This window comes from Candidatus Frankia nodulisporulans, from assembly GCF_902806475.1.
Taxonomy (GTDB): Bacteria; Actinomycetota; Actinomycetes; order Frankiales; family Frankiaceae; genus Frankia; species Frankia umida.
The window spans coordinates 1-26,153 of record NZ_CADCWS010000038.1; the positions used below are offsets into that span (position 1 = coordinate 1).

Below are 26,153 nucleotides of genomic sequence, written 5' to 3' on the forward strand. Positions count from 1 at the left end.
GTTCTACCGGCACGAGGCCATGACCTACCTGCGTGCCCACAGCGACCGACTGCCGGTGGTCGCCGCGGCCCGCCTCGGCCGGACGTGGGGGGTGTTCCACCCCTGGCAGCAGGTTCGCCTCGACACGATCGAACTGCGCCCGATCGGTCTGAGCCAGCTCGGGATGGTCACCCTGTGGGCGGTGGAGGTCGCCTCGGCCGCCGGGGTGGTCGTGCTGGTGCGCCGCCGCCAGGCCGTGCTGCCGCTGGTCGCCGTGCCGATCGCGCTCAGCCTGGCCACCGTGATCGTCTACGGCACGACCCGGTTTCGGGCCGCCGCGGAACCGGCCCTGGTGCTGCTGGCCGCCGTCGCGATCACCGCCGCGGCCCAGGCGCTGCACCGACGCGCCCGACCCGGCCACGTCGTCCCGGCCTACCCCGCGTCCTCGCCGGCCTCCCCGACCCTCGAGCCCACCCCGTCGATGGCCTCCGATCGGCGCTCGGGCAAACGAACGCCCAACGCGGCCGAACTGACCGACAGCTGATCGCTGTCTTCGACCGGTTCGGCTGTCTCGGGGTCACGCACCGCTGGTACCGTGCCACCGTGCCGGCCACCGTGACCCGCAGGGCCCCCGTTGTTCTTGCGCACAGGGCTGTTCTCCTGCCCCGGGCCGATCTCGCGCCCAGGGCGATCGGTCGGTGACGGGTCGCCTGCTGCCCGGGTCGGCCGCGGCGCGGACCACGGGGCCAGGCACATCCGCGCCGCCGGTGGTGACCGAGGGCGCGGCCACGTCCGTCCGGCGTGCGCCGAGTGTGACCTTCGCCGGATTCGACGGGCTGCGCGCGATCGCGGCGCTGATGGTCGTCGTGGTGCACACCGGGTTCCCGGCCGGATTCACGACCTCCAGCCGCCTCGGTCCCTATGTCGCCCGGGCCGAGGCCGGCGTCGCGGTGTTCTTCCTCATCTCGGGGTTCCTGCTCTACCGGCCGTTCGTCGCCGCCCGGCTGGCCGGCGCGTCGCCACCGCCACCCGGCGGGTACCTGGTGCGGCGGCTGATGCGCATCCTCCCGCTGTACTGGCTGGCGCTCGCCGTCACGCTCAACGTCGTCAGCGACGAGCGGATCGGGGTGCACGGTCTGACCGGTGTGGTGCAGACCGCGCTGCTGGTGCAGGGCTACCAGGCCACCTGGGCGATCCAGGGCCTCACCCAGGCCTGGACCCTCGACATCGAGGTGGCCTTCTACCTGGCCGTTCCCGTCTACGCGTGGCTGCTGGGCCGTCGGCGACGAACCCCCGAACAACAGGTCCGGGTGGAGCTGGCGGCGCTCGCGGGAGGCTACCTGGCCTCAAGAGTGGTGCATCTCACTGTTGTCCCGTTGCGGCACGGGTGGACCAGCGGCTGGAACGGCTGGCTGCCGGTCTGGTGGGACCTGTTCGCACTCGGCATGGCCCTCGCGGTGATCTCCGCCCGGTGCACCCAGCTCGGCCGCCAGCCACGCTGGACCGGGCTGCCCGGCTTCGGTTTCGCCTGCTGGGCGGTCGCGGCGTTCTGCTACTGGTTGGCCGTCCGGCACTCGGGTCTGCCGCTGTCGCCGATCTTCACCCCGAGCCGGTCGCAGGACCTGGCCCGGCACCTGATGTACGGCCTGTTCGGCCTCTTCCTGCTGCTGCCGGCGGTGTTCGGGCCGCCCGGGCGCGGGCTGATCCCTCGCCTGCTGGCCAGCCGGATTCCGGTCTTCCTGGGGTCGATCTCCTACGGGATCTACCTGTGGCACACCGCCGTCATCGACCTGCTGCTGGACCACACCAGCTGGCGGATCTTCCACATCCCCTACGTGCCCTTCCTCGCCATGGTGCTCGCCGGGACGATCGCGCTCGCCACCGTGACGCACTACCTGGTCGAACTGCCCTGCATCCGGCTGTCCCGGGGGTGGGCGCGCCGGGTGGATGCCCAGGTGGGCCGCTGGACGCGACGTTCGACCCGCCCGGTGACGCCGGGCGTCACCGCCGCCCCCACGGACCCGCTGTCCACGCTGGACGGGCCGCTGGGCGCACCGGTCACGGCGCCGGTCACCGCGCGGCCAGAGCCGGGGTAACGCGCGTGGGGGCGCCCCTGGACGCCCCGACCGTGCCACTGGGCACCGGTCCGCAGGCCTGGGCCGCTCGTGGCTGGGTGGCGCCCCTGCCGCCGGACACGGCGGGGCTCGGGGAGCGCGACGGGTCCGAGGTGACGGCGCGGCTGACCCGGCCGAGGCGGCCGGATGGCACGCCGCAACCGTCCCGCCCAGGTGGGGCGGGTCGACCGCGTCCGACCGGCGGACCGGGGGTGACGAGCACCTCGGCGACGGGCGGCGAGGTGCTCCCGGTGGTGGAGCCCGGCCCGCCGGGCACCCGCGACGTCGGGCGGACCTGAGCGCGCACGGCCACGATCCGGGCACACCCGAACCCGGCCGTCGGGATCCCGGCACACAGCGTGTTCCGGGCGCCGGGGCGGGATCGGTCTTTGTCCCCCGCGATCCTCGGCGCCCATAGCTACATATAGCCGCCTAGTATCTGCGAAGCGTGACCGTCGTCGCGGGTCGCACGCGTTCTGACGCGGACTCCCGTTGACCTCTGCGGACCGGCGTCCCTAGACTTGGGTCTGTGCACGAGGGTCCGTGGGTCTCAGACCGAGCGGATCCACTCGAGCGTCGTTATCGGTCCTGACAGTTTCTTCGTTTCCAGCGTTGTATCTGTCCCTCGGTCCCGGCGGTTCGATCCGGCCCTCGCGCGGACGACCACCCCAAGCCGGAGCCGACCCCTTGACGAGCACCACCGACGTACGACCCGTGGAGACCGTGACCACCCCGCACAGCACGCCCCAGGTAGCGGTCAACGACATCGGCTCGGCCGAAGACTTCCTCGCGGCCGTCGACAAGACGATCAAGTTCTTCAACGATGGCGACATCGTTGACGGCATCATCGTCAAGGTCGACCGGGACGAGGTGCTGCTTGACATCGGCTACAAGACCGAGGGCGTGATCCCGTCACGCGAGCTGTCGATCAAGCATGATGTCGACCCGCATGAGGTCGTGAGTGTTGGCGACCACGTCGAGGCCCTCGTCCTCCAGAAGGAGGACAAAGAGGGCCGCCTGATCCTGTCCAAGAAGCGTGCGCAGTACGAGCGCGCTTGGGGCACGATCGAGAAGCTCAAGGACGAGGACGGGGTCGTCACCGGCACCGTCATCGAGGTCGTCAAGGGTGGTCTCATCCTCGACATCGGCCTGCGCGGCTTCCTGCCGGCTTCTCTCGTCGAGATGCGCCGCGTCCGCGACCTGCAGCCCTACGTGGGCCGTGAGCTCGAAGCCAAGATCATCGAGCTGGACAAGAACCGCAACAACGTCGTGCTCTCACGTCGTGCCTGGCTGGAGCAGACCCAGAGCGAGGTCCGCTCCGAGTTCCTCGCCCAGCTCGCCAAGGGCCAGATCCGCAAGGGCGTCGTCAGCTCCATCGTCAACTTCGGTGCCTTCGTGGACCTGGGTGGCGTCGATGGTCTGGTGCACGTCTCGGAGCTGTCCTGGAAGCACATCGACCACCCCTCCGAGGTGGTCGAGGTCGGCCAGGAGGTCACCGTCGAGGTTCTCGACCTCGACCTCGACCGCGAGCGGGTCTCCCTGTCGCTGAAGGCGACGCAGGAGGACCCGTGGCGCCAGTTCGCCCGCACCCACGCCATCGGTCAGGTCGTGCCGGGTCGGGTCACCAAGCTGGTGCCCTTCGGTGCGTTCGTCCGCGTGGACGAGGGCATCGAGGGTCTGGTGCACATCTCCGAGCTCGCCGAGCGGCATGTGGAGATCCCCGAGCAGGTCGTCAACGTCGGTGACGAGATCCTCGTCAAGGTCATCGACATTGATCTCGACCGGCGGCGGATCAGCCTGTCGCTCAAGCAGGCGAACGAGGTGTCGGGGCTCGCCGTCGACGGCGACGCGTTCGACCCGAGCCAGTACGGCATGGAAGCCAAGTACGACGAGCAGGGCAACTACGTGTACCCCGAGGGCTTCGACCCGGAGACCGGCGAATGGCTGCCGGGCTTCGAGGAGCAGCAGACGGAATGGGAGCGGCAGTACGCCGAGGCCCAGACCCGCTTCGAGGCGCACCAGGCCCAGATCCGGGCCGCCCAGGAGGCCGACGCCGCAGCTGCGGCACCGTCCTCCTACACCTCCTCTCCGTCGTCGGATCAGGCCCCTTCGGCCATCGACGAGGAGGCGCTGCGCCGCCTGCGGGAGCAGTTCGGCCGGGGGGAGTAGTCCTACCTGGCCGCGGCTGACCCGGCGGTGACGCCGGCAGCACGGTAGAGCGACGAGCGAGGGCCCGAGGAGAACGTCTTCCTCGGGCCCTCGCCTCGTGTCCGGGGGAGCGACGCCGCCTCTGGCGGCGGTGTGGCGCCGGGACGGCTCCGCTCAGCGCACGGCACGCCCGGCGCGGGCCTCCGCGGCGTCGACGTGGTCCGGGCGCAGCAGGATCGGCACGCCGGCGCGTACCTCGTAGCGGTGGCCGAGGCGAGGGTTGACCAGGGTGTCGTCCACCAGTTCCAGTGGCCCCTTGTCCACCGGGCAGGCCAGGATCTTCAACAGCTCGGGATCGATGCTCATCGCGGCGCGGCTTCTTCCTGTTCGTTCGGTATCCGGGTGCGCCCGCAAGCATCCCAGACCGGTGGTCGCGGCCGTCGAGGCCCATCGCCCGTCGCCACCCACCGGCCCTCGAGGCCCACTCGACCAGGGCGGACGAATTACGATACCGATGTGGCGACATAAAGGGCTCGGGGGAGTAGCGTCGGAGATGGTCCGCGGTCGGACGAACGGCCGGGACCTTCCTGATCGCACCGATCGAGAGCCAGGTTGATCGTGACTGTTCATGACTTCACCGTCGAAGCCGCCGACGGCGGATCCCGGTCGCTCGGCGAGTTCGCCGGCCAGACGCTACTGATCGTCAACGTCGCCAGCAAGTGCGGTCTGACCCCGCAGTACGAGGGGCTCGAGGCGCTCTACCGCGATCTGCACGGCCGGGGGCTCGAGGTCCTCGGCTTCCCCTGCAACCAGTTCGGTGGGCAGGAGCCGGGCACCAACGAGGAGATCCAGAGCTTCTGCTCGACGACCTTCGACGTCACCTTCCCGGTGTTCGGCAAGATCGACGTCAACGGCGCGGAGAGCGCCCCGCTCTACCAGTACCTGCGCGCGCAGGCGCCGGGTGATTTCGGGCCCGAGTCCGGCTTCCTCTACGAGCACGTGAAGAAGAGCCGGCCGGAGGCCATCGGCACCGACGAGATCAAGTGGAACTTCACCAAGTTCCTCGTCGACGGCGAGGGTAATGTCGTGCGCCGCTACGAGCCGACGGTGACCCCCGAGGAGATCCGCAAGGATCTCGACGCCAGCCTCGTCTGAGCGGCCTGAGCACGGGCGCCCCGGGGCACTCCCGGGGCGCCCGTGCTCAGCTGGTGCTGGGGCCGAACAGCTGCAGGTAGCGCTGGGACGCCCTGGGATTGAGGTCCGGGTTGGTCAGCGAGGACTTGACGTTGCCGTCCTCGGCGGTCCGGTAGTAGGCCTCGTACGCCAGGTTCTGGGCGTTCGCGGCGAACGTCTCGTACATCCGGCTGACGTAGAACGGGTTGTCGCCGCCGCCACCGGCGCTGCGGACCACGCCCCACTCGGGCACCGCGAACTTCTTGCCGTGATCCCGGGCGAACTGGATCACCGTGCACAGCCCGGACCGCAGGTGACACTGCCTGTTCCAGGTCGCCTGGGTCAGCGAGGCCGGGTAGTGGTCGTAGGCGTCGATGCTGACGATGTCGACGTACTGGTCACCGGGGTAGGCCGCCCACACGTCCTCCTTGCCCACGGGCAGGGTGTCGTTGTGGGCGTTCATGTTCCAGTCGATCCGCACGGCCGGGTCGGTGGAACGGATCGCGGTCACGGTCCGGCGGAAACAGGTCTTCCACGCCTCGACATCGCGCACATGCCAGTACATGTAGCCGCCGTTGAACTCCCAGCCCAGAAGCACATAGGCGTCGGCGCGGCCGTACGTCGTCAACGTGGTGCCGAACTGGCTCCAGTACCGGTCGTACTCGCCGCGGGCGCAGGCCGCCTCGTTGCCGTCCTGCGGGTACAGCGGTTGGGCGATCGAGAGTTCACCCGGGAACGCCTCGCGGGTGAACGCGGACGTCGGCCAGCCGGCGGCGACCAGGCCGTTCCAGCTCCGCCGGTCGGTGAACACGATGGCCAGGCCGCTCTGACGCCCGGCGAACGTCCCCCAGGCGTTGACCTCGCTCGGATAGTTGCCGTTGGATCCCGACACCCAGCGCACCCCGGTGGTCCGCGGCCCGGGTGCGGGCGAGGACGACGAGGACGAACACGCACCGAGCCCCGTGGCGACCAGCATGAGCACCGCGATCACCGTGAGCGCCAGGCGGCGTCGGCTCATGCCACCGATGGCTTCCGCGACCCTGCTCCCGGCGACCCACCGAAGCCACCGCCGGACGCGGCGACCTCGGGCGCGGGCGACCCTGATCCGCCACCCCCGCCGATGGTGCTGACCGCGGTGCGGGCCTGCGACCACGCTGTCACGCTCGCCGCCTCGGCCGCCCAGTCACGGCCAGCGGCCAACGCGTCGTCCAGCTCCAGATGGGTGGCCAGCGACGGCTCGGGCACCAGCATCGTTCGCCAGCGCCGCTCCGGGCGGGTCAGCGCCACCGCGTTGAGCGTGAGCCGGACGCTGGTGAGGGCCGCCCGCCGGGCGGCCCGCCGGGCGGCCGTGGGCGGCTCCACCGCGGGCGGCTCGCCACCGAGATCCGCCAGCTGGAACGGCTGGTAGCCCTGCAACGCCAGGCAGGTCGCCCGGTCGAAGGCGCCACCGACGAACGGGATGGCCCGCAGCAGCCGCTCGTCCGCCAGCAGGGCCCCGATCCGCACACCGAACGTGCTGGTGGTGGACGCGGCCCGGTTCCACGGCACACCGTCGAAGCGGGGTAGGCCGAGCTGGTCGTTGGAGCTCTGCTCCATCGCGGGCCGCCGACGGGTGGAGGTGGCGCTGAAACGCAATGTGCTGTACAGCGTGAAGTAGTCGATGTCCGGACGGGCCTGGGCGGCCGAGACCAGAGCGGACAGGGCCTGCTCGGTGTAGAGGTAGTCGTCCTCGGCGAACCAGACGAGATCATCCTCGGCCCAGCGGCGCAGCCGAGGCATGCGCAGCACATGGCGGTAGGAGGCTCGGTTGCTGCCGCAGCTGACCGGGACGATCTCCCCGGCCTCGGCCATCAGCGACAGCCGGTCGGCCGGGATGGTTCCGTCGTTGACGAAGTGGATCGACATCGGAACCTTCACCTGCGCGGCCGCCCGCAGAAGGGACTCGAGCGCGAGCTGCTTGCTGTAGTACTCCGGCCGGTTCTTCTTGTTCTCCGAGCCAACCGATCGGTACAGGACACGCAGATTCATCGCAACCCCCCACCCGGACCTGGCCAGGCTTCATCTACTGGAACGGTCTCGGCGCCGATCGAAATCCTACCCAGATGCTGGTTCGCCCCGGGCTGCCTGGTAGCGCCACGGGGGATCCCCCGTGGCCGCCGGTCGGCGACGAAGGCAGTTCGGGTCATGGAGCGGCATCCGTCTCGGTCGTCGTGTCGTCCGCCGCCGTGGCGGTCGTCCGTTCGGCATCGGTCTTCGTGACACCGCCGGTCGTCGTGGTGCTGCCGGTTGTCGTGACACCGCCGGTCGTCGTGGCACCACTGGTGTTTGTGGCGCCGTCGGCCTGCGGTGCGGCGTCCCCGGCGGCATCCCGCGCCGCATCCCGGGCAGCGCTCGCGACCAGGAGGTACCAGAAGGGAACGGTGATCCAGAAAGCGGCGATATAGCCGACTACCGCGCCGGTGGCCCCGCCGAAGTGCAGCCCGATCACGGGGTAGACTAGGAGTTGCGGGGCGAGGATGGCATTGGCGCGGAAGGTCAGTTTTGCCTTGCCAAGAGCGTAGAGCATGCACGCCGGACCCACCGTGGCCGCGGGGCCGGCCTGCTGGATGATCGACAGCGCGAGCAGGTGGTGGGTCTGGTCCCAGGTGGGGCCCAGCAGGGAGTGACCGACGCTCGCCGGCAGGAGCAGAAAAACGGTTCCCCAGATCACACCCACGGCGACGATGACGCCGGAGAGCGCGTACGCCGCCCGGATGCGGGCCGGCGCCGACATGTCCTTGCGCCGGGAGAACTCCGGGATCGCCCAGCTCACGATCCCGACCGCGAGGATCGTGGTGGGCCCGAGCAGGGTCTGCACGCCGCGCAGCGCACCCACGAGGTCGATCGCCCCCAGGGTGCCCAGCAGCAGTGTCGAGGCCTGCTGCGCGCCCTGGACGGTGAGATATTCGGCGCACATGTAGCCGTTGATGTCGCGGTGCTCGACCAGCCATGACTTCACCTGCCTGGTCGCCGGGTTGAAGCCCGCCTGGTACAGACCGAGCAGAGCCGCCACCCCCGCGGCCCCGCCCCACGCCGCCAGCATCGCCCAGGACGTCGACACATCCTGGACGATCAGGGCGAAGATCGCCCCGAACTGGACGACCGCCCACACCGCGTCGTTGGCGGCGGCCGCCGCCGGCCGTCCCTCGGCGAAGAACACCTGTCGCCAGGCGTCCTGCAGCAACAGCGCCGGGAAGACGAGCCCCATCGCGACCAGCGACGCACCGACCGACCCGCCGACCGACAGCCCCGCGAACAGCGTGACGACACCGGAGAACAACCCGACGGCGAACGCCGTGCCCGTCCCGGCCGCCGCGGCGCCACGGAACACCGCGGGTGAGGCGCCCGCGAACCGGATGCCCAACGGCGACGTGCCCGCGGCCTTCGAGAAGCCGATCATCAGCGAGAAGATCGCGAACGCGATGGCGAACGCGCCGAACTCGGACGGACTGACGCTGTGGGCGATCACGAACGACATGCCGGCGTTGGTCCCGCTGGAGAGCACCTGGTCGACCAGGGTCCAGATCGCCCGGGACCGCGACGAGCCCTTGGTCGTGCGCTCCGCGCGATGCTTCGACCCGGTCTCGACGTCCACCGAGAGGTCGTCGAGACCGTAGTCGACCGGCTCGACGAGTGTGGTGCGCCGGGCGTGCGAGCCGGCCGTCGTCCCGCCCCCACGGCGCCCCTGGCCACGTTGGCCCTGACCGCGCTGAGCCGGACCACGCTGGCCCTGGTCACGCTGGCCGTGACCGTCACCCTCAGTGGGGCTCGCGGAGCGGTCGGGCCGGGTGAGCGACCCCAGGAAGAACTCCCCGGTCAACGTGCCGGACATCGGGATGAGCCCCTCGGCGGACGGCGCGTGCCGCACCCGGAAACTGTCGACACCCGGCACCCGTCGGCCGTGCAGGCCACGCAGGATCTGCGTCTTCTCCGGGTCGTAGGTCTCCACCCGCCGGACAGGTTCGACCACGGCTGGGCGCTGCTGGGCCTGCGTGGGCATCCGGCGATCCGTGCCCGCCCGCGGTCCCGGTCCGTCCGTGCCCGCCCGTGTCCCAGCGCCGCCTGCGGTACCAGCCCCCGTGCCGGTGTCGCCATGTGCGCCGTCAGCCCGCTGCTCGCCGGGAGAACTCCCCGGCGGGTGGACGCGACCCACCGGCTCGCCCGTCCGCCCGCCCGGTATCCGCGGGCCCGAGAACGCGGGCTCCGGCCCGCGTTCGGGGTCGCTTGGGTACGAGGGCTCCCGACCGCGGCCATGCTCCCGGGTGGGTTCGTGACCGAACTGCCGGCCGTGGCCGTAGCCGTGCCCAGGCTGATGATCAATGGTGTCGCCGGTGGGGCGCCGGGTCGCGGCATCCGCCGCGTCCGCCGGAGCCGCCCGGTTCATGCCGCGGCGGCGTTCACGTTCGGCCCGCCGGACCTCGGCGATGTCCGGCATCCCGAGTTTGCGTCGCAGCTGCGCGAGTTCCGCGGTCGTGGCGAGGAGCGGATCGGCGGACGGGGGCGGATCTCCACCGCTGGCCGGCTCGGCGCCGGCGTCGACGGGCGAACCGGCCGGCTCGGGCCGCTCGCCGCTTCGCTCGCCGCTTCGCTCGCCGCTGCGATCGGAGCCGTCCGGTGTCGGGGCGTCCGCGGCGGGCGGCCGCGGTGCCACCGACGGTGACGGCGACTGTGGCATCGATGTGATGTCGGTCATCTCGGTTGACTCGATTCGCCGACGCGACCGGTTGCCGGCTGGCGGGTCGGGACGACTGTCATCGGCGGGGAATCCGTGACCGGACTCATCCATCCACCGACGACCATCCTCTCCGCGCCTGAGTGTGTGGGTGGGCTCGTCCGCCGCGCCTGGCGTCAAGGACTTCCGATGGCGCAGCCCGCTGGTGGCGCTCTGCCTGCATCGGTGCCGACCGCTGTCCGTGTTGACCGCTGTCCGTGTTGATTGCTGGTGACGCACGCGCACAGTCGCGCATGGCCGAACTCGACAGCCACCACGGAGATGGTAGCCCGATACACGCCGACCATCCGGGCAGGGCTGTTCTGTCATGGCGCGGTCGGCTACGGGAACGAACGATGTGGTGACGGTGGATATCCGCTCGCCCGGATTCGCGGCGTGCTCAGGGGTGTTGGCGACGCAGTGTGACAGCGGCCAGGCCAAGCGCGGCGAGCGTGCAACAGATCACGATGCCGAGGTCCAGCGCGAGTCGGCCGTCCACGGTACGGGAACGACTCAGCTGCGCCATGGAGTCGACGACATAGGTCATCGGCATCAGCGCGCTCAGTGTGTCGAGGGCGGGCAGCATGGTGTGCCGAGGCACCAGCACTCCGCACAGCATGAACTGGGGGATGAGCACGGCGGGGATGAACTGGACGGCCTCGAACTCGGTGCGGGCGAACGCGCTCATCCAGAGCCCGAGGGACGTGCCCAGAAACGAACTCAGGATCGCCGCCACGAACAGCATCGACGCCGATCCGCGAACGTCGAGGCCCAGCGGGCCGACGGTGAGCGCGGTGGCGAGCGCGGCCTGGGTCGCGGCTGGGACGGCGAACGCCAACCCGTAGCCGACCAGCAGGTCGCTGCGACCGACCGGGGTCGTCATCAGGCGCTCGAGCGTGCCGGACGTGCGCTCACGCAACATCGCCACCGACGTGACGAAGAACATCGTCATCAGCGGAAAGATGCCCAGCAGCGCCGGTCCGACCCGCCCGAACGTGGCGGGCGAGTGGTGGAAGAGCAGGCGCAGCGTGAGCAGCAGCGCCGGTGGCAGCAGCAGAACGAGCGCCAGGGTGCGCCGGTCCCGCGCGAGCTGCCGCAGGACGCGTCCCGCCGTGGCGCCGGTGCGTCGGGCATCCACCGGGCGGCGAGTGGGGCACGGTGCGACGCCGGACGGATGTGGACCCGCGGTCGGCGTCGGGGCCGCGGCATCCGGGACGCCGTCCGAGGGCGCCGCCGTGGTCGGGACCGTCGTGGTCGGGACGGTCGGGGATGCCTGGCCGGCCGATGCGGCGGAGCGTTCCAGCAGGCGGACGAATCCCTCCTCGAGATCGTTGCAGTCCGTCGTGGCGAGCAGCTCCGATGGAGCTCCCTGGGCGAGGAGCCGACCGGAGTAGATCAGAAGGAGGTGGTCGCATCGGGCGGCCTCGTCCATCACGTGTGAACTGACGAAGATCGTCATACCGTCGCGGGCCAGCTCCCGCAGATCGGACCACAGACGTCGGCGTAGCAGGGGATCGGCTCCGACCGTGGGCTCGTCCAGCACGAGCACATCCGTGCCACCGATCATCGCCGCGGCCAGGGACACCCGGGAGCGCTGGCCACCGGAAAGCTGGTTCACCAGGATATTCGCCTGCTCGGTGAGACCGACCTGGGTCAGCAGCGCGTCGAGATAACCCGGGGACCAGGCCGGATCACCGGGAATGCCAGCCCGCATTATCTCGGTGAAGTACCGCAGGTTCTCCAGGACGGTCAGATCGCCGTACACCGAAGCGGACTGGGTGGCATAACCCACACGGCGGCGCAGGCACGCGTCGCCGGAGGTGTATCCCAGAACCCGCAGATCGCCCGACACCGCGGACTGCACGCCGACAATCGCTCGTAGCAGTGTGGTCTTACCCGAGCCGCTCGGCCCGATCACGCCGACAACACGGCCGCTCGGGATCGTGAACGACATGCCGTGGATGACCTCGTGGCCGCCGCGGCCCCGCCGCCGAGCGCCGCGGCGAATCCGAACATCGATGGCCTGTAGCGCGGGAACGTCGGTGACCATGCCGATGCCAGCATTCGCCCCGCCCCCGCCGGGTGACAGGTTGACGTCGGTGTGCATCGAGGGCATCCTCCGTCAATGTCGCCGGATATTCCTGGGCAGGTCTGATGTGCCGGGTGCCGACATCGGGCCGGCCGGGTGTGCGAGAGCCTCGCCATCCGAGCGTTTCGGATGAGAATCCGGGTGCGGCAGGAAATAGTGTACCTGACTGTTCCCGATAATTCCGCTGACGGTCGTGAGGTGTTTGCCCGGTCGGATGCGCACGCCGGCCGACGCTGGCGCGGTTTCGAGTCTAGGCGCGCCCGGTTGGTTGGCAAGTCCTGGGTAGGATTCTCCTGGCGTCCGAAATTTCCCGCTGTTGTGGTCGTGGGGGGCTGTCCGGTTCGTGTCGGTCGGCGGGCGATGGGGGCCTGTTTTCGCCGATCCGTTCGGGTGAGGTAGAAGTGGTCGGTCGGGAGCCCGCGGCCTCGTCGGCGCAGCGGGATGAGACGGACACGGCCTGCGATGTCGCCGGCGCGCCACCGTGGCTCGTGCCCTGCGCCGCCGATCCGGGCGAAGGTGCTCGCCGACGGCCCTGTTGTCTCGCCAGGAGGTCCGATGTCGGAGTTCGCCGGGTTCCCCACCGAAGCGATGATCTTCTACGAGGGGCTGGAAGCGGATAACAGCAGGACATACTGGTCTGATCATCGTGATACGTACGAGAAGGCCGTGCGGGGGCCGATGCTCGCGCTGCTGGCCGAGCTTGAGCCGGAGTTCGGGGAGCCGCACGTGTTCCGGCCGCATCGCGATGTCCGTTTCGCGAAGGACAAATCGCCGTACAAGACGGCGATGGGGGCGTACATCACCGGCGGCGGCTACGTGCAGGTCTCGGCCCGGGGGCTGATGGTCGGCTCCGGCTACTGGCAGACCGCGTCGGACCAGGTGCAACGCCTGCGGGTGGCCGTCGCGGACGAGGGGAGTGGTTCGAAGCTCGAGGCGGTGGTCGCCGCGTTGCGTGCCGGCGGCTATGAGGTCTCCGGTGACCAGCTCAGGACCCGGCCCCGCGGGTTCGATGCCGACCATCCGCGGATCGCGCTGTTGCGTCACCGCACGCTGACGGTGTCCCGGGATTTCGGTGAACCGTCATGGCTGGCGGAGCCGGAGTGCGCGGTGCGGGTCGCGGCCGCCTGGCGGGAGATGCGGGTCCTGCGGGAATGGCTCGACCGACATGTCGGGCCCAGCCGGCTGCCGCGGCGCTGAGCGATGGCCCGCCCGGCCTGGCCACCGAGACCGGGCCGGGGCCGGGCGGGGCGGGATGACGCGTCGTGACCACAACGGCGTGCTGTCCCCGCCGTCTGCGCGGGTGACGCGCTACCGCGCGGGCGGTTCCTCCGAGGCGAGCAGATCCCGCAGCTCGTGCAGGGCCTGACGGAGCTCGGTGGCGAACCGGTGCAGGCCGTCCGCGACGGTTCGGGGGGTGCTCAGGTAGAGATTGAACGTCTCGGGCAGCAGGACGTACGCCGCGCCGACGCACTGGCTGCTCGTCGAGCCGAAGCCAAAGAACTCGACGTTGACCGACGGTGCGGAGCTCGTGCTCAGGAAGTCGTCACGGGTCTTCACCCAGCCGGGCGTCTCGTACAGGGCGAGCGGCTCGTGGACCCCGAGTTCGTCGCCCTGTCGGCGGGCGATGAACTGCAGTTCCCACAGGTGCTGCTCGGGAGCCCGGCCGGCCTGACAGTCCTTCGCCCGCGTGACGTGGGCCTGGGCGGCGGTGCGGAAGGCGGCCCGTCGGGTGTCCGCGGTCGCGGTGGGGTCGCCCATCGCGGCGACGAACGCGAGGACCTCGGGGGTGACGACCCGCATCGCCTCGGTGCGTCCACGGCGCCAGGCCCGGGTCGCGATCGACTCGTAGGTGGCGCCGACATGGCCCTTGGCCCGCACGTGGGCGAGCTGGTAGGCGAGCTGCACGAAGGCGTCGGGGGACATCCGCAGGCGCTTGGCCTCGTTCTGGCCGAAATCGTCGATGCGCAGGGTCATCGAGGCGGTCGCGGCGGCGAAGGCGGCGAACGACTCGTCCGCCGCGGCGATGTCGGCGCGCAGCGCGTCGTCGAGGACGAACGTGACCGCGTCGATCGTGGGCAGGCCCTGCGCCCGCGCCCCTGAACTCACCGCGTGCTCCTGGGGGGAGGTGGTGAGCAGATCGTCCACGAAGCTGAGGATGGTGGTGCCGTCCAGGCCGCAGTGTTCGACGTTGATGCCAGCCCGTCCGTCCGGGAAGACGATCAGGGAGACGGCCTTGTCGAACCAGCGGTTGGCCGCGTCGCCGTGCAGCAGCCGGTCGCAGGTGGCGAGGTCGTCGGTGGGGTTCTCGTCTTCCAGGCACACGCAGAACAGGGCTGTCTCGATCGTGTCGAGAGCCTGCTGGTTGGCCGGGTCGAGCGCGAGCAGGCGGCCTCGGCTGTCCGCCCAGGCGGCGCGTGCCTTCGTCGTGAGATGGCCGACGGCGCCGTCCGCGGCGGCGCGGCGCGGGGTCTGCTTGACCACGGCGGCGAGGCCCGCGACCAGATCGGCGAGGGCGTACGGGCTGCCGTCGGGGCCGATGACGTCCATGCGCACGGGGTTGCCGCGGTGGAACACCACGATATGGCGTGCGGTCGACGGGCCAGGCCATTCGGCGCTGTAGGGGGTCCGGACGGTGTCCTGGACGGCGCCCGGGATGCGGGTGGTGGAGAACAGGAACGTGTTCTGGGCCATCGACAGCGGGGTGCCGCGTTGCAGGACCGGGGCGATCCGCTCGTCGTCCAGCCGCAGCTTGTAGTCGACCGCGGCGGTGATCAGACCGGCGGCGCGTTCGAGCTGGGCCTGGCCATCGGCGTCCAACGACGAGGAGTCGTTCGCGGGGGTGCCGGCGAACAGGAAGATGTAGTTGGCGTTGAGCGCGATGCGGTCGCGGCGGCCCAGGTAGCGGGAGTCCCAGAAGTCGTCCAGCCAGCTGTGCACACCGTCGGTCGCGTCATAGCGCTCGAGGGCCGCGTGCAGGATCGGGCCGGGACCGTCCGGAGCCTGGAACGCGGCGACGGCGGCGGCGGTCTCGGCTCGTTCCGCCTCGGTGAGCAGCGGCGCGGACCAGGCGAGGAACCGTTCGCAGCTGTCGGCGAGGCTGGGCAGCGGGACCCGCGGCAGCTGGTCATCGTGGGCGAAGGTCGTGGCGTTCAATCGTGGCCTCGGTTTGTCCGATGGGGCATCGTTCGTGGAGTCGGGCGGTTCCATCGTGGCTGGATATGTGTCGAGATGCCTGACCATCACCTGATCCGGCTCGCCGGAGCAGGCCTGACCTGGGCGATCAGGTTGGTCACGCGGTCAGCGTGGTGCCGCCGCGGGTGCCGTGGGCCTGGGCGCGGGAGGCGCCGGTGGCCGTGGCGGTGGAGGTGCTAACGGCGGCGAGTGAGGCGGTGCCGCGGGGACGGGAGATGTGCAGCTCGGCGTACAGCCAGCCGTCGGCCTCAAGACCACGCGGATCGACGCCGACCGTGGCGAGGGTGTCCAGCACCTGCTCGCGTTCGCGGGCCGAGGCGAACCTGCGCTGCGGGAACACACCATCGACGCGTTCGGTCTCGTAGCCGAGGGCGCCCAGCGCATCGGCGATCGGGTCGAACGGGAACATACGCAGGACGAAATGAGCCATCGCCGGCCGTCGGTGTTCGTCGGCGGCACGGGCGATCCGCTCTATGGTGGGGGCGCCGATATAGCCGATGCAACCCGTGGACACCACCAGGTCCACCTCGGCGAGCAGCGCCTGTTCCTGGCTGGTCGGTTCGCGGTTCTCCAGATCGGCGCAGACCGCGTCATCGAGGAACCCGGCCGCCAGCGCATAGGCGATGGCGGGGCGGGAGCTGTCCAGCCCGATGAAACGGGGGGTGGTCGGGCCGCGGTGCGCGCCCGTCAACGCGCGGTCCCGAGCCGCGAGCGAGGCGGGGCCGGTCTCCCCGCCGGCGGGGAGACCGGCGTACCGGGCGTACATGTCCGCCATCGTCAGGTCGCAGCGCAGCAGCGCGGCGTTCACCCCGTAGGAACAGCCGACGTCGAGGATGACCGGCGCCCGACCCCGCCGGCCTCCGTGCTCGTCGACAAGCTGGCCGAAGAAGGGCTTGGCAAGCTCGGGAATAACATAGTCGAGGCGCCGTAAGGTGGTGAAGTAGGCGCGTGGATCGGGTTGGGTGTAGATGTGGTCGAGCGAGACCTTGCCGCTTTCGTCGAAGCCTTTTTCGTCGAATATCCTGTCGTTGGAACCGGCGGCGGTGCTGACGTTGTCGTGATGCACGCGGGCGCTTCTCCTCGAACGATCTGTGGTGCGCTGTCGGGCGACGGTCACGCAGGGGCGATGGCGGGGCGGGCGGGGCGGATGCGGCGGCTAGTCGAGCAGGGCGTCGACGCGGACGGCACCGGCGTCGGCGCTCTCGTGCTCGGGCAGGAAGCGGCCGAACAGCTGCCGGGTACGCTCCCGGCTGCCGATCACACCGGCGCGTTCGGTGTAGGCGAAGATCGCGCAGTGCCGGGCGGTGCCACCCTGGACGGGGCTGACCCGGTGCATCGAGTAGCGGCCGAGGAAGAGCTGCAGGTCGCCGGGACGCAGCGCCAGCCGGTGGACGAGACGGTCACCGGTGCCGCGCAGGACCGCCCGCACGTCGTCGAAGTTCTCCGCCTGCGCGGTGCGGATGTTCGGGCAGTACTCGAACGTGCCGCCGGTCTGGGCCGCCTGGGTGAGAATGCTGACCGCGAACTCGTTGGTGTCGAAGTGCCACGGGTGTTCCAGGCCCGGCGAGATCACGTTCAGGCACAGGCCGGCGAGCGGATCGGCCAGTTCGTGCACGACGGGCAGGCCAAAACAGGCGGCCACGAAATGCTGGAACTCGGCGTTTCGGTACAGGCGGTGGATGTCGAATCCCGCCGGTATCTGGTCGCGGGCCACGAAGGCGTTGCCCCGCCGCATGATGTGCCGGCCGGGATGGTCCGCGGGGAGCGCCGCGTCGACCGGAATGTTGTAGGCGTTGACGTCCTCGATGCGATCATAGCCGAGCCCGGCTATGGACAAACATTCTTCGGCCAGGTGGCCGAAGGCCGTCGGCGCAATGAATCCCGGTAGCACGCTGCAGCCGTTGGCAGCCAGGTCGTGTCGTGCCCGTGATACGACGTTCCACCACTGGGTGCTGGTGGGTTCGCCGATCGGATAGCTGGCCGTATCGACCAGGTCGCTGATGGTCTGGGTGTCGGTGGCACCCATGAATCACCTCTTTGCCGCCGCTCGATGGTTCGCGCATCACCTGTGACAGGTGATCGGAACCGGAATTACCCCATGCTGACCCGGAGGTCACGGTAACGAAAGACAGTGTGAGATGATACACGGTGCTGTGGGGAGTGGTCGGGAACCGATGGCGTGACCAGCATCAAAGTGTTATGTCAAACCTGTGGCCAGGGCCTTTGTCGGAGCCGGTGCGGTCCGGTCATAGCGGTGTGGCGGGCGCGGTTCTTCGCGGGTCAGAGGCTCATGCGGGTGAGATGATGGGCGCCGAGGCGGAAGGCATCCGCGAGGACCCGGATACGCGCGGGGCGTCGGTTCGGATCGAGGTCGAGAGCGCGCAGGAGTACCTCGTCGAGGGTCTGGGCCACCGGAAACGGCAGCCGGCAGCCGCGCAGCGGTGCGGGAAGTCCGCCTCGGCCCGGCGCCACCCCGGCCAGCCCGTGGTAGGCCATCGCCGCCAGGCGGAACACGTCGGTACGTGGTCCGATGCGCGGGCCGGGCAGACCGTAGCGTTCCTGTTCCGGCGCGCGGTATTCGGCGGGGCCTTCGCCGGCGAGCCGGGCGACCGCGGCGAGGCCCAGGTCGCGCAGCACCACCGGCCTGGCCACGACCGAGGGACGGGATCGACTGGCCCCGGGCAGCAGCACCGCGTCCGGTGTGACCGCGCGGTGGCTGTAGCCCGAATCGTGCAGGGCGGCGAGAACGTCACCGACGCCGGCGGCGACCCGCAGCAACGCGATGGCCCGGGCCTGGTCGGGTGGTGGCATCCGGCGCGGCGCCGGCGGGCCAAACATCTCCCGCCAGCTGCGGCCAGCCGGCCGGGCCGACAGCAGCACCCCCTCGGCGGCGGTGAGCTGGCCCGCGACGAGGCTGGGTAACCCGGCGCGGCCACCGATCTCGGCGAGCAGCTGCAACTGGCCGTCGACGGTGGCGAGCAGGGCGTGCCCACGGTCACCGGGCTGCCGGACCAGCACATGGCGGAACCACACCGGCCGCGGGTTCGGGCCGACGACACGGGCCGTGCCCTCGCGCAGCACCCACGCGTCGTCGGTGCCGCGCCGTTCGGCCGGGTCCCCCTCGAGCATGCAGGCCCGGCCGGCCATCCGGACGGTCTCACCGCCGCGCCACCGTCGCCGGGCGGCACCGTCATCACCGCCGCACAGACTCAGTCGCGGGCCCCGCGGCCCGCTGACCCGGGGGAAGACGTTCTCGGCGGGCGGCGGGGACGCGGCGGTGTCGGGCCGGGCGGTGTCGCGCTCTGCCCGCAGCGGACGAAGGTGGGCGGGGAACGTGCGGGGACGCGGATCCGGCATTCGAGATCGCTCTTCCCGGAGTGGTGGATTGTATTGACCGCAAGAAGGCTAGCCGAATCGCCCTACCGTCATCCGGAGAATTCCGCCAGAGCCTCGAGAATCTGCCGGCCGTATTTCGCCAGTTTGTTCTCGCCAACCCCGCTGATGCCGGCCAGCGCGGCCAGATCAACCGGCCGGCGGTTGGCGATCTCGCGCAGTGTGGCGTCGTGGAAGATGACGTACGCCGGCACGCTCTGCTCCTTGGCGCTCGCCGCTCGCCACGCCCGCAGCGCCTCGAACACCGGCGCGGCCTCGGCCGAGAGCTCCACCGGGGCCGCCGCGCCCCGCCGGGACCGCCCGCCGCCGCCCTCCGCGCGGGTACGGCCCCCGCCCTCGGCGCCGCCGTCACCGCGGGCGCCGCCCGTGCTGGTACGCGGGGGACGGGCCGGTTCGCGGCGCAGGGAGACCGAACGGGAACCGCGCAGCACCTCGGCGCTGGCCTCGGTCAGCGCCAGGGTGCCGTGCTCACCCTGCACGGCCAGCAGGCCCTGGGCGAGCAGTTGGCGCACGACGGCGCGCCATTCGAGTTCGCGCAGGTCCGTGCCGATGCCGAAGACGCTGAGGGCGTCATGGCGATGCTGTTCGACCTTCGGGGTGCGCCGGCCGAGCAGAATGTCGATGGACTGGCCCGCGCCGAACCGCTGGTTGCGTTCCCGGTCCAGGCGCAGGACCGTGGACAGCAGCTTCTGGGCGGGGATCGTGCCGTCGAACGACTCGGGCGGGCGCAGGCAGCTGTCGCAGTTGCCGCAGGGCCGCGTGCCGTGCTGACCGAAGTAGGCGAGCAGGCCGACCCGGCGACACTCGACGGTCTCGCACAGCGCGAGCATCGCGTCCAGATGGGTGGACAGCCGGCGACGGTGCGCCACGTCGCCGGGTGAGGAGTCGATGAGCCGCCGCTGCTGGACGACATCCTGCAGGCCGTAGGCGAGCCAGGCGGTGGAGGGCTGCCCGTCCCGCCCGGCGCGGCCGGTCTCCTGGTAGTAGCCCTCGACGGACTTGGGCAGATCGAGGTGGGCGACGAAACGGACGTCCGGCTTGTCGATGCCCATGCCGAACGCGATGGTCGCCACCATCACGATGCCATCCTCCCGCAGGAAGCGGGACTGGTTGGCGGCACGGACCCGGGCGTCGAGGCCCGCGTGGTACGGCAACGCGGGTATGCCCTGGGCGACCAGGAACTCGGCGACGCGCTCCACCGAGGCGCGCGACAGGCAGTAGACGATGCCGGCGTCACCGGCGTGCTCGGTGCGCAGCAGTTCCAACAGCTGTGCCTTCGGCTCCTTCTTCGACTCGATGCGGTACTGGATGTTCGGCCGGTCGAAGCTCGAGACGTGGTGGTGGGCGTCGGCGAGTTCGAGGCGGGCGGTGATCTCCCGGTGCGTCTCCGGGGTGGCCGTCGCCGTCAGCGCGATCCGCGGCACCGTGGGCCAGCGTTCGTGCAGCATCGAGACCTGGAGGTAGTCAGGCCGGAAGTCGTGCCCCCACTGGGCCACGCAGTGCGCCTCGTCGATGGCGAACAGGGAGATCGACGCCCGGTCGAGCAGGCGGGTCGTCGCCTCTACCCGCAGCCGCTCCGGCGCCAGGTAGACGAGGTCGAGTTCGCCGGCGAGCAGCGCGCCCTCGACCGCCCGGCGCTCGCCGACGTCCTGGGTGGAGTTGAGGAAACCGGCTCGCACGCCGAGGGCCCGCAGGGCGTCGACCTGGTCCTGCATGAGGGCGATCAGCGGGGAGATGACGACGCCGGTGCCCGACCGGACCAGGGCGGGAATCTGGTAGCACAGCGACTTGCCACCACCGGTCGGCATGAGTACCAGCGCGTCGCCGCCGCCCACGACATGGTCGATGATCTCGCGCTGGCCGGAGCGGAACGCGTCGTACCCGAAGATCCGCCGCAGCACCTCTTCGGCCCCGGCCTCGGCCGCGGGTGGCCGCATGCCGGTGGGACGGGCAAGCTCCGCGGGGCCGACAGGCACGGTCATGACTTCACCCTACGGTCGCCCCGTCGGGGGCCAGCGCCGTGGGTCGCCGGCTGTGGACAGTGCCGGCGCGGCCCCCGCGGGCCCTGTGGACAGCGGATGGTGTCGCAGGTCGGACGTCCGACGGGCGGTGGGTGGTGGGTGACGGTGGCGGTCGCCGCTGGTGGACAGCGACGGGTACCTCGTTACGATCCAGAGGATTTGCCGCTGTGGTCCGTCGGCGGGCCTTCCGTTCGGGCTGAGGTGATTCGTCCGGGTGGCTCGCGTCCGGGCTGAGGAGAGGATCACACGATGTCCACCGATCCGGCGCCGGTCGCGGTCGCCGCCCTACGCCTGTCCGACCCGGTGCAGGTCGGGCCGCATCGCCTGTTGGGCCGGCTCGGTGGCGGCGGGATGGGCGTGGTCTACCTGGGTGACGGTCCACTCGGCCAGGTGGCCATCAAGATCATTCGGTCGGAGCTGGCGGACAACCCCAACTTCCGGGTCCGGTTCCAGCGGGAGCTGCAGGCCTGTTTCCGGGTCCGCGGCAGCCACACCGCCACCCTGCTCGACTTCGACATCACCGCCGACCCGCCGTGGATCGCCACCGAGTTCCTCGCCGCTCCCACCCTGGAACAGCAGGTCGCCCGCCACGGCGTGCTGGCCGTCGCCGACCAGCGTCGCCTCGCCGCGGGTCTCGCCGACGCGCTCGTGTCCATCCACGGCCCGGGTCTCATCCACCGCGACCTCAAACCATCCAACGTCATGTGGACGACGCACGGCCCGATCGTGATCGACTTCGGGGTGGCGGCGGTGCGCGACGCCGGTCAGCTCACCGTCACCGGGACGTTGATCGGCACGCCGGGCTGGCTCTCGCCCGAGCAGCTGGTCACCGGCGGGATCGACGCGGCCGCGGACGTGTTCGCCTGGGGTGGCCTGATCTGCTACGCCGCCACCGGAAGCCCGCCGTACGGGCAGGGCCCGGCCGAGGCGATCGCCTATCGGATCGTGCACGAGGAACCGCGGGTCGACTACTCGCGGATCGACGAAGCGCTGCACGAACTCGTCCGCCAGGCCCTGTCCCGCGAGCCCACCGACCGTCCCACCGACCGTCCCACCGCCGCCCAGCTGCGCCTCGCCCTGATCGACCATCTCGGCCCGGCCCGCCCGATCGCCGGGTGCTGCCGGTGCCGGTGGCCTCCACGCGTCTGGCGGCGCTGGCGGTGCCGGGCCGGCTTGGACGGTTCCCGAGACCGTGGTGACACCGGCCCCGTCGGCCAGCCCGCCGCCGTTCGCCGCGGCGATGGGTCCGGTGGGCGCCGGGGCGTCCGGAGGTACCCCGCCGTGGAATCTCTCCGGCACCGCGACGCGGGGACCGGGCGGGCCCGCGGACGGTTCCACGATGAACACGGGCAGCGGCAGCGGCGGCGGCGGGCGGGCGGCTCGGTCGAGGCGGCGCGGGCGGGTGTTCGCGCTGGGCGCGGGCGCCGTCGTGCTGGTGGCGGCCGCGATCGTCACGGTCGTGGTGCTGATGGGCGGCAATGACGGATCGGATGGATCGGACGGGTCGGGGGAGTCGTCGACCTTCACCTACTCCGCGACCGGGCCGTGGCGACTGATGATCTCCGACCATCAGTCCGGGGACGACGTGGGCTGCACGGTCACCGCGTCCGACACCGCCGCCAACCCGCCCGGTCTCTCCCTGCCGGCCAGCGCGGTCTACGGGGAGGAGAGCTACCAGATGCACCTGGTCGGTGACTTCGCGTTGGACGTCGCGCCGGCCGATCCCGGCTGTGTCCTCCAGTCGATCGACGGCGCGGGCGACGCGCCGCTGCCCTTCACCGTGCAGCACAACGGCGACAGCACCGCGTTCCAGGCGCCGGGGGCCGTCGAGATCCAGGTCCGCGACTTCAACGGCAGCGACACGTGCGATCTCGTGCTGCGCGATGTCGCCTCCGGTGAGGACATCGACGTCGTGACCGCCAGCCCGGACGCGCCGACCGTCCGCCTCGACCCCGGCGGTCACGCCCAAGTCTACCTGGCGGCCGCCGGCTGCGTCACCAGGATCGCCGCTGTCTCCTGACCTGCCTGGTCGGCGGGCCGAGGCGGGTCAGCAGATGCGGGGGAGGGACTCGCCGAGTGGGCGATCGACGACCCGGGTGCCGCCGAAGGCCGTGCGGGCGACGACCACACCGGGATGCTCGGCGGTGACCGTCCCGATCGCGACGGCGTCGCGGCCGTGGGGATGGGCCCGCATGGCGGCCAGCACGGCGTCGGCATCGGCCTCGGCGACGAACGCGACCAGGCGTCCCTCGTTGGCGATGTGCAGCGGGTCGAGGCCGAGAAAGCCGCAGGCCGCCGCGACGACAGGGGGCACGGGGACGGCGGATTCGGTGAACTCCACCCCGACCCGGGCCGCCGCGGCGATCTCGCACAGGCTCGTCGCGAGTCCACCACGGGTCGGATCGCGCAGTGTGTGCACGCCGGTGCGGGTGGCTGTGAGCATGGCCGCGACCAGGCCGTGCAGCGGGGCGGTGTCGGAGTGGACGTCCCCGCCGAACTCCAGGTTCTCGCGGACGCTGAGCACGGCGATCCCGTGCTCGCCGATCGGTCCGGACAGCAGGACCCGGTCGCCGGGCGCCGCGCGGTCCGGGCGGACGTCGACCCCGGCGGGAACCACCCCGACGCCGCTGGTGTTGATGTAGAGCCCGTCGGCCAGGCCCCGTTCGACGACCTTGGTGTCCCCGGTGGCGATCGGGACGCCGACGGTGGCCGCGGCCCGGCCCATCGCCTGCGCGACCCGTCCGAGCAGGTCCAGTTCGAGGCCTTCCTCGAGGATGAACCCGGCCGACAGCGCCAGCGGCATCGCCGCGCGACAGGCCAGATCATTGACGGTGCCATGGACGGCGAGCTCGCCGATCGAACCGCCCGGGAAGAACAGCGGCCGCACGACGTAGGAGTCGGTGGTGAACACGATCCGCCCGCCGGGGACCGCCAGCACCGCCGCGTCCGCCAGGACGGCGGCGTCGGTGCCGGGGGAGGCGGGGTCGGGGCCTGGCGGGGCGAAGGCGGGGAGGAAGAGGTGTTCGACGAGCTCGGCGGACAGGATGCCGCCGCCGCCGTGGCCCAGCACGATCCGCGCGTGTTCGCGCAACGGGGCGGGGCAGCTCCAGTCGGCGGCGCGCACGGGGGCGGTCACCGTCCACCGCCCACGGCGGACAGCCGGCGGTGCTGGAAGTAGGCCGCGCAGGCACCCTCGGCGGACACCATGGTCGCGCCGAGGGGACGGCGCGGGGTGCAGGTCGTCCCGAACGACGGGCACTGCGGTGGGCGCAGGCGGCCCTGGAGGACCTCGCCGCTGTGACAGTCGGCCGACTCGGCGACGGTGAGGTCCGCGATGTCGAAGCGGAGCTCGGCGTCCAGCTGCGACCAGGCGGGGGACAGCCGCCAGCCGGAGGCCGGGATCATCCCGATGCCCCGCCAGGGACGGTCGCACACGGTGAACACCTCCTCGAGCATGGCGCGGGCCGACGGGTTGCCCTCGGGCCGCACCGCCCGCGGGTAGGCGTTGACGAGCGTGGTGCGTCCGGCCTCGAGTTCGGTGATGGCGTGGCGGACACCGTCGAGCAGATCCAGCGGTTCGAAGCCGGTGACGACGATCGGGACGCGATGCTCGGCGACGATCGGTTCGTACTGCGCGGTGCCCATCACGGTGCACACGTGGCCCGCGGCGAGGAAGGCCTCGACCCGGTTGTCCGGCGAGGCGAGTACCGCCCGCATCGCCGGCGGGACGAGCACGTGGCTGACCAGCATCGTGAAGTTCGTCAGGCCCCGGCGCCGCGCGGTGACCGCGGCCATCGCGGCCGCGGGCGCGGTCGTCTCGAAGCCGACGGCGAAGAAGACCACCTGCCGGTCGGGATGCGCCTCGGCGAGGCGGACCGCGTCCAACGGCGAGTAGACGACCCGGACGTCCCCACCGTGCGCCCGCACCGTGAACAGATCGGTGGTGCTGCCGGGCACCCGCAGCATGTCCCCGAACGAGCAGAGCATGACCTCGGGCCGGGCGGCGATCGTCAGCGCCCGGTCGATCATCTCCAGCGGGGTGACGCACACCGGGCAGCCCGGCCCGTGGATGAACTCGACCTGGTCGGCGAGCAGCTGGTCGAGTCCGTTGCGGATGATCGCATGGGTCTGCCCGCCGCACACCTCCATCAGGGTCCAGCGGCGGGTGGCGGTGGCGGCGATCGTGTCGAGCAGGGTCGCGGCCAGCCGCGGATCGTGGAACTCGGTGAGGTATCTCATCGGCCGCCCTCCTCGGCCGGCAGCGGGGTGCTCTGGAGCGGGGTGGCCGGTAGCGGGTCGGGTCCGAGTTCCTCGGCGAGCAGGCCCAGCTCGCGGAAGGTCGCCAGGGTGCGGTGCGCGGCGGCCTCGTCGACGACGGTCAACGCGAAACCGGCGTGGACGATCGTGTACTCGCCGATGGACGCGTCCGGCAGGTAGGCGAGGCACGCCGTGCGGGTGGCCCCGCCGAAGTCGACGAGTGCCATACGGGTGCCGCGGTCGTCCCAGATCTCGGTGATCCGGCCGGGTATGCCCAGGCACATGGGGGTCAGGCTCCCTTCGCGGGCAGGACGAGCACGTCAGGTGAGGCGGGGACGTCAGGTGAGGCGGGGACGCCGGGTGATCCGGGGAGGTCAGCGGGCAGGGGGACGCCACCGAGGGCGGCGACGACGGCCTGGCCGAGCGCGAGCCCACCGTCTCCCGGCGGCACCGTCTGGTGGACGAGGACCTCGAAGCCACGCGCCGTCAACCGCAGCCGGCACGCCCGCAGCAACGTGACGTTGGCGAACACGCCGCCGGTGAGCCCGACCAGGTGGATCCGGTACCGGTGACGCGCCTGCTCGGCGACGGCGAGCACCGCGTCGGCGACGGCCAGGTGGAACGCCAGGGCGAGCGCCGCCGGTGTGTTCCCGGCGCGCAGCCCGGCGAGGATCCCGGCCAGGACCGGCGCCGGGTCGAGCGTCCCGTCCACCAGCCCGAAGGCCAGCGCGACGGTGCCGGTGCCAGTGGCCGCCGTGGGGCTACCGGTGGACGTCGTGGTGCCGGTGGACGTGCCCGCACCGGGCAGTGGGGGTGGGGTGGCGGCGAGGGCTTCGAGTTCGGCGGCGGCCTGCGCCTCGTAGGTGGTGCGCTGACGCACGCCCAGCAGGGCGGCCACGGCGTCGAAGAGACGACCCATGCTGCTGCTGGGCACACAGGCGACGCCGCGCTCCAGCATGGTGCGCAGGACGGCGAGTTCGGCGGCGCTGTGGGCGCGCACCGGGGCCAGATCCGCGTCCCAGTCCAGCCCGGCGGCC

The 26,153-nt window shown here is 71.3% G+C and carries 21 protein-coding genes and 1 pseudogene; 8 read left to right on the top strand and 14 right to left on the bottom strand.

Annotation, left to right across the window (positions count from 1 at the left end):
* The 4 genes and pseudogenes from G6R24_RS06170 to rpsA form a co-directional block, all read left to right on the top strand.
* Window positions 1-523: pseudogene (locus tag G6R24_RS06170) on the top strand (glycosyl transferase); the annotation flags it as partial.
* Window positions 524-677: 154 nt separating this feature from the next.
* Window positions 678-2,075, top strand: coding sequence for an acyltransferase family protein (locus G6R24_RS06175; RefSeq protein WP_225438182.1), 1,398 nt, complete (start codon window positions 678-680; stop codon window positions 2,073-2,075).
* Between the two features lie 5 nt (window positions 2,076-2,080).
* Window positions 2,081-2,392, top strand: a complete 312-nt coding sequence (locus G6R24_RS06180) for a hypothetical protein (protein WP_163548203.1) — start codon at window positions 2,081-2,083, stop codon at window positions 2,390-2,392.
* 388 nt (window positions 2,393-2,780) lie between these two features.
* Entirely contained in the window at window positions 2,781-4,262 is a 1,482-nt protein-coding gene (rpsA, locus tag G6R24_RS06185) for a 30S ribosomal protein S1 (RefSeq protein WP_163548204.1), read from the top strand.
* A 153-nt stretch (window positions 4,263-4,415) separates the two neighbouring features.
* On the opposite strand, the gene G6R24_RS06190 is transcribed toward rpsA, so the two are convergent.
* Window positions 4,416-4,607 carry a Trm112 family protein gene (locus G6R24_RS06190; RefSeq protein WP_163548205.1) on the bottom strand — a complete coding sequence of 64 codons (192 nt, stop codon included), beginning with the start codon at window positions 4,605-4,607 and terminating at the stop codon, window positions 4,416-4,418.
* A gap of 252 nt (window positions 4,608-4,859) precedes the next feature.
* Here G6R24_RS06190 and G6R24_RS06195 point away from each other — a divergent pair, with 252 nt between their 5' ends.
* Window positions 4,860-5,396, top strand: coding sequence for a glutathione peroxidase (locus G6R24_RS06195; protein ID WP_163548206.1), 537 nt, complete (start codon window positions 4,860-4,862; stop codon window positions 5,394-5,396).
* Between the two features lie 46 nt (window positions 5,397-5,442).
* On the opposite strand, the gene G6R24_RS06200 is transcribed toward G6R24_RS06195, so the two are convergent.
* From G6R24_RS06200 to G6R24_RS06215, 4 genes are all read right to left on the bottom strand, one after another.
* Complete coding sequence (locus tag G6R24_RS06200) at window positions 5,443-6,432, bottom strand: glycoside hydrolase family 26 protein (RefSeq protein WP_163548207.1); 990 nt, start codon at window positions 6,430-6,432, stop codon at window positions 5,443-5,445.
* Entirely contained in the window at window positions 6,429-7,442 is a 1,014-nt protein-coding gene (locus G6R24_RS06205) for a hypothetical protein (protein ID WP_175084558.1), read from the bottom strand. Before G6R24_RS06205 ends, G6R24_RS06200 begins: the two co-directional genes overlap by 4 nt.
* Before the next feature lie 154 nt (window positions 7,443-7,596).
* Window positions 7,597-10,146, bottom strand: coding sequence for an MATE family efflux transporter (locus G6R24_RS06210; protein WP_192029097.1), 2,550 nt, complete (start codon window positions 10,144-10,146; stop codon window positions 7,597-7,599).
* Between the two features lie 418 nt (window positions 10,147-10,564).
* Window positions 10,565-12,271, bottom strand: a complete 1,707-nt coding sequence (locus G6R24_RS06215; RefSeq protein ID WP_163548208.1) for an ABC transporter ATP-binding protein/permease — start codon at window positions 12,269-12,271, stop codon at window positions 10,565-10,567.
* Between the two features lie 537 nt (window positions 12,272-12,808).
* Here G6R24_RS06215 and G6R24_RS06220 point away from each other — a divergent pair.
* Window positions 12,809-13,450: a DUF2461 domain-containing protein gene (locus G6R24_RS06220; protein ID WP_163548209.1), complete on the top strand. Its 642-nt coding sequence runs from the start codon at window positions 12,809-12,811 to the stop codon at window positions 13,448-13,450.
* A gap of 111 nt (window positions 13,451-13,561) precedes the next feature.
* On the opposite strand, the gene G6R24_RS06225 is transcribed toward G6R24_RS06220, so the two are convergent.
* The 5 genes from G6R24_RS06225 to recQ all read right to left on the bottom strand — a co-directional run bounded on the left by G6R24_RS06225 (window position 13,562) and on the right by recQ (window position 20,820).
* On the bottom strand, window positions 13,562-15,460 hold the full coding sequence (locus G6R24_RS06225; protein WP_163548210.1) for a choline/carnitine O-acyltransferase: 1,899 nt from the start codon (window positions 15,458-15,460) through the stop codon (window positions 13,562-13,564).
* A gap of 82 nt (window positions 15,461-15,542) precedes the next feature.
* Entirely contained in the window at window positions 15,543-16,511 is a 969-nt protein-coding gene (locus tag G6R24_RS06230) for a class I SAM-dependent methyltransferase (protein ID WP_217451588.1), read from the bottom strand.
* Window positions 16,512-16,601: 90 nt separating this feature from the next.
* Window positions 16,602-17,471: a HalD/BesD family halogenase gene (locus G6R24_RS06235; RefSeq protein WP_163548211.1), complete on the bottom strand. Its 870-nt coding sequence runs from the start codon at window positions 17,469-17,471 to the stop codon at window positions 16,602-16,604.
* A 254-nt stretch (window positions 17,472-17,725) separates the two neighbouring features.
* Window positions 17,726-18,802, bottom strand: coding sequence for a protein kinase family protein (locus G6R24_RS06240; RefSeq protein WP_175084560.1), 1,077 nt, complete (start codon window positions 18,800-18,802; stop codon window positions 17,726-17,728).
* A 68-nt stretch (window positions 18,803-18,870) separates the two neighbouring features.
* Window positions 18,871-20,820 carry a DNA helicase RecQ gene (gene recQ / locus G6R24_RS06245; protein ID WP_163548212.1) on the bottom strand — a complete coding sequence of 650 codons (1,950 nt, stop codon included), beginning with the start codon at window positions 20,818-20,820 and terminating at the stop codon, window positions 18,871-18,873.
* A 288-nt stretch (window positions 20,821-21,108) separates the two neighbouring features.
* Between recQ and G6R24_RS06250 the strand changes: the two genes are divergently transcribed.
* Both G6R24_RS06250 and G6R24_RS06255 read left to right on the top strand, forming a co-directional pair.
* Window positions 21,109-22,341: a serine/threonine-protein kinase gene (locus G6R24_RS06250; RefSeq protein WP_163548213.1), complete on the top strand. Its 1,233-nt coding sequence runs from the start codon at window positions 21,109-21,111 to the stop codon at window positions 22,339-22,341.
* Window positions 22,328-22,879 carry a hypothetical protein gene (locus G6R24_RS06255; protein ID WP_163548214.1) on the top strand — a complete coding sequence of 184 codons (552 nt, stop codon included), beginning with the start codon at window positions 22,328-22,330 and terminating at the stop codon, window positions 22,877-22,879. Before G6R24_RS06250 ends, G6R24_RS06255 begins: the two co-directional genes overlap by 14 nt.
* A gap of 27 nt (window positions 22,880-22,906) precedes the next feature.
* Here the strand turns inward: G6R24_RS06255 and hypE are convergent, their stop codons facing one another.
* The 4 genes from hypE to G6R24_RS06275 all read right to left on the bottom strand — a co-directional run.
* Window positions 22,907-23,995, bottom strand: a complete 1,089-nt coding sequence (gene hypE, locus G6R24_RS06260) for a hydrogenase expression/formation protein HypE (protein ID WP_276511374.1) — start codon at window positions 23,993-23,995, stop codon at window positions 22,907-22,909.
* Window positions 23,992-25,098: a hydrogenase formation protein HypD gene (hypD, locus tag G6R24_RS06265; protein ID WP_163548215.1), complete on the bottom strand. Its 1,107-nt coding sequence runs from the start codon at window positions 25,096-25,098 to the stop codon at window positions 23,992-23,994. Before hypD ends, hypE begins: the two co-directional genes overlap by 4 nt.
* Window positions 25,095-25,400, bottom strand: a complete 306-nt coding sequence (locus G6R24_RS06270; protein ID WP_163548216.1) for a HypC/HybG/HupF family hydrogenase formation chaperone — start codon at window positions 25,398-25,400, stop codon at window positions 25,095-25,097. Before G6R24_RS06270 ends, hypD begins: the two co-directional genes overlap by 4 nt.
* A 5-nt stretch (window positions 25,401-25,405) precedes the next feature.
* Window positions 25,406-26,153 (bottom strand): Kae1-like domain-containing protein (locus G6R24_RS06275; RefSeq protein ID WP_476727349.1); only part of this gene is annotated, 748 nt, incomplete at its 5' end.